This is a genomic window from Paraburkholderia phymatum (genome assembly GCF_040965635.1).
GTDB lineage: Bacteria > Pseudomonadota > Gammaproteobacteria > Burkholderiales > Burkholderiaceae > Paraburkholderia > Paraburkholderia phymatum_B.
In genome coordinates this window covers 1-6,550 of the sequence record NZ_JBFRCH010000075.1, presented here as the reverse complement: position 1 = coordinate 6,550, position 6,550 = coordinate 1, and the positions used below count along the sequence as shown (strand labels likewise).

Genomic DNA, 6,550 nt, shown 5'->3' with positions numbered 1-6,550 from the left:
GGGGCGGGCGGGGGTGAGGGGCGGGCGGTGTTGACCTCGGGGTTGAGCTCGGCCTCGACCGCATGGGCGCGAGATTGACCAGCAAGCGATGCCGATCGGGCTCGCGGTGGAGCTTCATTGATCGTCGGCGGCCGAAACGGGAGCGGCCGCCGTCAGGGCATGTTCGACGCCGCGCTACGTGTGTGTAGCCGTGCGTCCCGTCGCCGTATGCTTGCCGCGATTGACATGCTGGCCGATGTGAGTTTGCGAGTGAATGCTCGCGCGATCGGCGGCGCGCTCGTGTCCCTTGTCGCGGTCGGCCGCGACGTGACCATTGGTATCGGCGAGGCCCTCTGCGCTCATGTGGCTCGCCGACATGCCGCCCGCGTGGCCCATCCCGGCTCCGACACCGGCGCCGTGGCCTCCGCCATTGCCGCCACCGTTTCCACCGCCATTGCCGCCGCCGCTACCGCCGCCATTGCCTCCACCCTGTGCAAATGCAGGCACGGACAAGCAGGCCATGAAAAACACCGCAGCGGCGACGGCCGTCTTCGATCGGATCATTGCTGTCTCCCTGATGCCGTTTTCGGATGCAACGGATTGTATGAGCGGCCGTCCCGCAAGGGTGTGGCGAATGTGTAATCGTCTGTAAGTGCTGTTTCGAGGGTGTTGTGCGGAGGGCTGGACTTCTTGCGATAGCGAAGGGCTGGCTTACAGATCGTTGCAATGTGCTTGCGCGGTCTACGAGCAATTCCGTACGGGTGCGCGATCTAACAAAGATCTTGATGTAAAGAATAGACATCCTCATCACACCTGTTTTGACGCGCGCTTCAATCGCCACTTACCATTCATACGCCCGCCGTGCCGACCGTCTCCCCAACATCGCTCTCGCTCTTCGGCCGGCGCACCGCGCGCAATTTCCCGCTGTCCCCGCCGCCACAGAAAAACCGATCGGCACCATCGGATTCGAGCCCCGACACCATCACCCCTTCGGGCATCTCGACCATCTCGAGCACTTCGCCCGTGTGAGGATCGACGTGCCGCAAATCGCTCTCGTCGCCTTCCCACGTGCCGTGCCACAGTTCTCCGTCGACCCACGTCACGCCCGTGACGAAGCGGTTCGATTCGATCGTGCGAAGAATCGCCCCTGTCTGCGGATCGACCTGATGGATCTTCCGCTCGCGATACTGCCCGACCCACAGCGAGCCCTCCGCCCACGCGAGCCCCGAGTTGCTGCCGGCGGGTGCGGGGATCGTCGCGAGCACGTCGCCCGTCTGCGGATCGACCTTCTGGATGCGGCCGTCGGCGATCTGAAACAGGTGCTGGCCGTCGAACGCCGTTCCCGCGTCCGCGTCGACGCCGATCGAGCGCGTCGTCTTTCCGCTTGCGGGGTCCAGCACCTGCAGCGTATCGCCGGTGGCGAACCAGACGTTCTGGCCGTCATACGTAACGCCGTGCACGCTGTCGACGCCCGGAAAGGGTCCATATTCACGCACGATTTCAGCGGCTGATCGATTCATGCTGTCATCCTGGTCGGTGAAGAGTGGTGGTCGGTGAAGAGTCGAGCCTCTCATGCTAGTCGATCGGCAGCGGCGTGGGGAGTAACAACGCCGTCGCGAATCCGGGCATCGGCGGCGTCATCCAGCGGCGGGCGCGTCCGCGCCCAAACGACTGGACCTTGCCCGCTGCCGCAAGCGAATCGAGCGCGCGCTGCACCGTGCGTTGGCTCGCGCCGAGCGCAAGCGCGAGCGCCGAGCTCGACCACGATTCGCCATCGGCGAGAAAAGCGAGCATCGCCGCGTGTTCTTCTTCGACGGGCCTCGCCAGCACGACGACTTCGGGCGCGCGCCGCGGCACGAGCGCAAAGCCGCGTCGCGTCGCCGTCACGTCGGCGAGCGCGCCGAGCATCGTGCGAAGCCGTCCCATCTCGACGCGCAGACGCGCGCGATGCGACTCGTCGGCGTGCTTCGTCCGAAAAGCGCGGGCGATCAACGTGTCGCGCGGCACGTCGGCGGGCCACGCTTCGGCGAGCACGCGAGCGAGATTGAACAGCACGGGACGCGTCGCGAGCGCGACGACACTGCCCGCATCGCGCACGACGTTCCTGCATGCGTCGACGACGAGCGCCTTGGACGCAATCAGCGCTTCCACTTCGTCGAGCAGCAGGAGCCGCTCTTCACCATTCGCAATCAGCCGCGCGGCGGGCGAGTCGAGCAGACGCGCTGCGCTTTCGACTTCGGCCGTGAGCCCCGGAATGCCCGCGTGACGCGCGGCGCGCCCGGCGCGGACGAGCGCGGCGCGTGCCGTCTTCGTGCGCAGCCGGCGCATCGCGATGCCGGCGACGATCAGCTCGTGCGCGGCGCTCGACGCGGGCGGGAAGGGCGCGGGATCGAATCCGTCGAGCAGGCGTTCAGCCTCGTCGAGACGGCCGATCAGCAGCAGACGCCTGACTTCGAGATACCGCGCGTGCGCGGCGTTGAGATGATCGCCGTGCGCTTCGAGCGTGGCGCGCGCGGCGTCGAGCGTCTTCGCGGGCCAGCCGAGGTCGCGCGAAGCGAGCGCAATTTCGGCCTCGGCGACGATGCATCGCGCGCGGGCGACGGCCTCTTTGGGACCGAAGGCGCGCGCCGCGCTTCGCACCAGCGCCTTCGCGCGCACGAGATCGCCGAGCTGCGCCATCGCAATGCCGCGCAGCGCGAGCGCGGGCGCGTCGTCGCGCAACGCGACGCGGTTCAGCGCGCCGAGGGGATCACCTGCCGCGAGCGCGCGCGCCGCAGCGGCGATGAGTGAGTCCATCCGAATCCCGTCACATTTGTCACTCCCATCCATCCGATGGGCGGTCCTAATCTAGCACACGTCGATTCACGAAAACGGCGCATCGGCGACCCATCGCCCGGCGCGCGACATTCAACGGAGGAACCCACGATGACCAATCATGCGACGGGAACACGCCAGCAATGGCTGGCGGCACGGCTCGAACTGCTGGAGGCGGAAAAGGCGCTGACGCGGCGCAGCGACGAGCTGGCGCGTCAACGTCAGGCGCTGCCCTGGGTCCGCGTCGACAAGGCATACACGTTCGACACGGATGACGGGCGTGCCACGCTCGCGGACCTGTTCAAAGGACGCTCGCAACTGCTCGTCTATCACTTCATGTTCGGGCCGGACTATACGGCGGGCTGCCCGTCGTGCTCGTCGATCGCGGATGGCTTCAACGGCTTCGCCGTCCATCTCGCGAATCACGATGTGATGCTGGCGGCCGCTTCCCGTGCGCCGCTCGTGAAGCTGCAGGCCTACAAGAAGCGGATGGGCTGGACGTTTCCGTGGGCGTCGGCGAGCGGCAGCGACTTCAACTTCGACTTCAACGTGTCGTTCACCGAGGAGCAGCAGCGCGCCGGTGCCGTCGAATACAACTTCGAGCGCGGCGGGCACGCAATGGACGTGGAGCCTGCGCCCGAACCCGTCGTCCAGTTCGCGGCCACATGCGGCACCGATGCGCCGACCTACTCGCGCGACCGGCCAGGCATGAGCGCGTTTGTCATCGACGACGGCGTCGTGTATCACACGTATTCGACGTATGCGCGCGGTCTCGACGGTCTGTGGGGCGTGTACCAGTGGCTCGATCGCGCGCCGAGAGGGCGCAACGAGCAAGGCATCTGGTGGCGCCGTCACGACGAATACGCGCGGCGCTGAGGCGCATCGTGGACGTCATCGACGCTGTCATCGGGCGCAACGTTTCGCGGCGTGCGGCTGCTTCACGGACTTCGCGGCGGACTTCACGGCGGGATTCACGACGGTCCTCGCGGCGGGCCTTTTTCGCCATCGTTGCACTCGTCTTCGCCGTCTGCGCGGCATCGACGATCCTCTGGGGCACGTCGATGCCGGCGATGGGCGAAACGCCGATGCCCGGCGGCTGGTCCCTGTCGATGACATGGGTCCCGATGTGCGGACAGAAATGGCCGCGCACCGCGGTGTCGTTCGTCGGCATGTGGCTCGTGATGATGATCGCGATGATGCTGCCGTCTCTCGCGCCTGTGCTGTGGCGCTATCACGAGGCGGTCGGCCTGACAGACGGAAGGGGCGAAACGGACGGTAGACGCGTCGCGCCGTTGACGGCGCTCGTGAGCGTCGGCTACTTCTTCGTGTGGACCGTGGCGGGCGTTGCCGTGTTTGCGTTGGGCGCGGCGACGATGGCGCTTGCGCTGCACTTCGCGATGCTCGCTCGCGCGATTCCCTTTGCGGCGGGCGTGGCCGTTCTCGTCGCAGGCGTCGTGCAGTTCAGTGCGTGGAAGGCGCGTTATCTCGCGTGCTGCCGCTGTATATCCATGAACGGCCGCGCCCTACCAGCACACGCCCGCGCGGCCTGGTTGCACGGCCTTCGCCTCGGCGTGCACTGCTGCTATTGCTGCGCCGGCCTGACGGCTGTGCTGTTGATCGAAGGCATCATGGATCTATACACAATGGCCTTCGTGACGGCAGCCATCACCGCCGAACGTCTTGCACCTGCCGGCGAGCGCGTTGCGCGAGCAATTGGCGTGGTCGTCGTGATGATGGGTGTGACGATGCTCGCGCGTGCGTTTGCGTTCGGCTGATGCGGCTTATTGCTTGCGCTAAAGAAAAGAAAGCCGGCATGCGCACAACGCGTTGCCGGCCTTCAGAGGTCAGATCGATTTCACTTCTCCGCCGTCCATCCGCAGCGTCGTGCCCGTCATCCACCACGCGCCCGGCGAAACGATGAACGCCATCAACTCGGCGATTTCCTCCGGTGTGCCGTAGCGCGCGATGCCCGCCTCCATTGGAAACTTCGCGGTAGCTTCTTCGACGGTCATCTCGTGCAGCGGCGCCCAATGCTCGAGATACGAGCGGCGGCGTCCCGTCATCACGCGTCCGGGCAGCACGCTGTTGACCTGCACGCCGTCGGCGATGCCGCGATCCGAAAACGCCTTGGCGAGCGCGACGATGGCCGCGTTGATCGTGCCGACGGCCGCATACGGCGCCTTCGGAAAGAGCGCCGAATTGCCGGACATCATCACGACGGACCCCGACGTTTCCTTCAGCGACGGCCACGCCGCGACGGTCAGTCGCCGCGCGCCATGCAGCTTCAACGCGAGGCCGCGATCCCATTCGTCATCGGTCATGTCGAACACGTCGATTTGCGGCACGGCGCCCGCGATATTGAGCAACGCATCGATCCGTTCGAACGACGCAAGCGTTGCGTCGACAACCTGTCGAGCCGCTTCGGGTAACGACAGATCGACGTCGATGGCAAGCGCCTGCGCGCCTGCCTGTCTGACCGCTCCCGCCGTCTGCTCCAGGTTCTCGCGGTTGCGCGCAACGAGCACGATCGCGTCGAAGTCCCGCGCGAGCCTGATCGCCGTCGAACGGCCGATGCCCTGGCTCGCACCCGTGACGATCGCTACTTTGCTGGACATGTCGGTCTCCTTGGTGTCGTCGATCATCGCGTTTCAATGGACCACGACCATCTTGCCGCCGGCTTCGTTCGCCTCCATCACGCGGTGCGCTTCGCGAATCTCATCGAAGCCGAACACGCGCGACGGCTTTGCGCTGAGACGGCCCGCCGCGACATCGGCGGCAATCGCTTGTAGCGGTACGTCGGACAGTGGAAAGCCCGGCGTGCCGAACACAAAGCTGCCGAAAAATGTGAGGTGCACGCCGCTCGACATCTGCAACAGCGGATTGAAATCGGCGATAGGCGCGAGGCCGCCGAGCCAGCCCGCGAGGCACGCACGGCCGCCTCGCCGCAACATCGCGAGCGAATCGAGAATCGTGCTGTTGCCGACGAGATCGAGCACGGCGTCGATTTGCTTCGCTTCGGCGATGCGCTTCGACAGGTCGGGGCCTTCGAGTTCGACGCGCGATGCGCCCAGCTTTTCGAGCATCGCGAAGCGCGCCGGACTGCGCGTCGTCGCGATTACTTTTGCGCCCGCGTTCACGGCGAGATTGACGGCCGCCTGTCCGAACGACGACGTCGCGCCGCGAATCACCAGCGTCTGTCCCTCGCGGATTTCGAGGTTGCGGAACAGGCAGGTCCATGCCGTCGCATACGTTTCAGGAATCGCCGCGAGTTCGGCCCACGGCAGATCGGATTCGATCAGCGCGACGTTGGAAGCGGGCGCGCGCGTGTATTGCGCGTAGCTTCCATTGATCGTGCGGCCGAGGCCGCCCATCAACGCGGCCACCTTCGCGCCGACGGGAAACTCGCCGCCCGGACACGACTTGACGATGCCCACGCATTCGATGCCGCTCACCTTCGCGGCTTCGGCCCACTCGCCGCGCCGCATGTGCATCTCGGCGTGATTGATGCCGAATGCCTTGATTTCAATGACGACGTGGCCTTCCAGCGGTTCCGGTTCCGGCAGTTCCGTATAGACGAGGCTATCGAGGCCGCCGAATTTTTCGAGCACGATTGCGCGCATGAAGATTCTCCTAAGGCAATGCTGATCAAGTCCACCGTTCATGGCTGTCATGCGTTATTGCGTAGACATGCAACGGTAAAAAAAATGAAGAACCAACTGACACTGGCGATGGCGGTCGATCAATGCGGAGGATTCGG

Annotated in this window: 7 protein-coding genes; 2 read left to right on the top strand and 5 right to left on the bottom strand. The window is 65.6% G+C overall.

Annotation, left to right across the window (positions count from 1 at the left end; all coding sequences use genetic code 11):
- Window positions 1-174 precede the first annotated feature (174 nt).
- From AB4Y32_RS40045 to AB4Y32_RS40035, 3 genes are all read right to left on the bottom strand, one after another.
- Window positions 175-543 carry a hypothetical protein gene (locus AB4Y32_RS40045; RefSeq protein ID WP_368726524.1) on the bottom strand — a complete coding sequence of 123 codons (369 nt, stop codon included), beginning with the start codon at window positions 541-543 and terminating at the stop codon, window positions 175-177.
- A gap of 284 nt (window positions 544-827) precedes the next feature.
- On the bottom strand, window positions 828-1,499 hold the full coding sequence (locus AB4Y32_RS40040) for a Vgb family protein (protein WP_368726523.1): 672 nt from the start codon (window positions 1,497-1,499) through the stop codon (window positions 828-830).
- A gap of 55 nt (window positions 1,500-1,554) precedes the next feature.
- Entirely contained in the window at window positions 1,555-2,775 is a 1,221-nt protein-coding gene (locus AB4Y32_RS40035) for a helix-turn-helix domain-containing protein (RefSeq protein WP_368726522.1), read from the bottom strand.
- A 129-nt stretch (window positions 2,776-2,904) separates the two neighbouring features.
- Between AB4Y32_RS40035 and AB4Y32_RS40030 the strand changes: the two genes are divergently transcribed.
- The gene (locus tag AB4Y32_RS40030; RefSeq protein ID WP_368726521.1) at window positions 2,905-3,669 is read left to right on the top strand and encodes a DUF899 domain-containing protein; all 765 of its coding nucleotides are present in this window, start codon (window positions 2,905-2,907) and stop codon (window positions 3,667-3,669) included.
- A 194-nt stretch (window positions 3,670-3,863) separates the two neighbouring features.
- On the top strand, window positions 3,864-4,568 hold the full coding sequence (locus AB4Y32_RS40025; RefSeq protein ID WP_368726520.1) for a DUF2182 domain-containing protein: 705 nt from the start codon (window positions 3,864-3,866) through the stop codon (window positions 4,566-4,568).
- 69 nt (window positions 4,569-4,637) lie between these two features.
- On the opposite strand, the gene AB4Y32_RS40020 is transcribed toward AB4Y32_RS40025, so the two are convergent.
- Window positions 4,638-5,408: an SDR family oxidoreductase gene (locus AB4Y32_RS40020; protein WP_368726519.1), complete on the bottom strand. Its 771-nt coding sequence runs from the start codon at window positions 5,406-5,408 to the stop codon at window positions 4,638-4,640.
- A 33-nt stretch (window positions 5,409-5,441) separates the two neighbouring features.
- Window positions 5,442-6,413, bottom strand: coding sequence for a zinc-binding alcohol dehydrogenase family protein (locus AB4Y32_RS40015; RefSeq protein ID WP_368726518.1), 972 nt, complete (start codon window positions 6,411-6,413; stop codon window positions 5,442-5,444).
- Window positions 6,414-6,550: the final 137 nt, after the last annotated feature.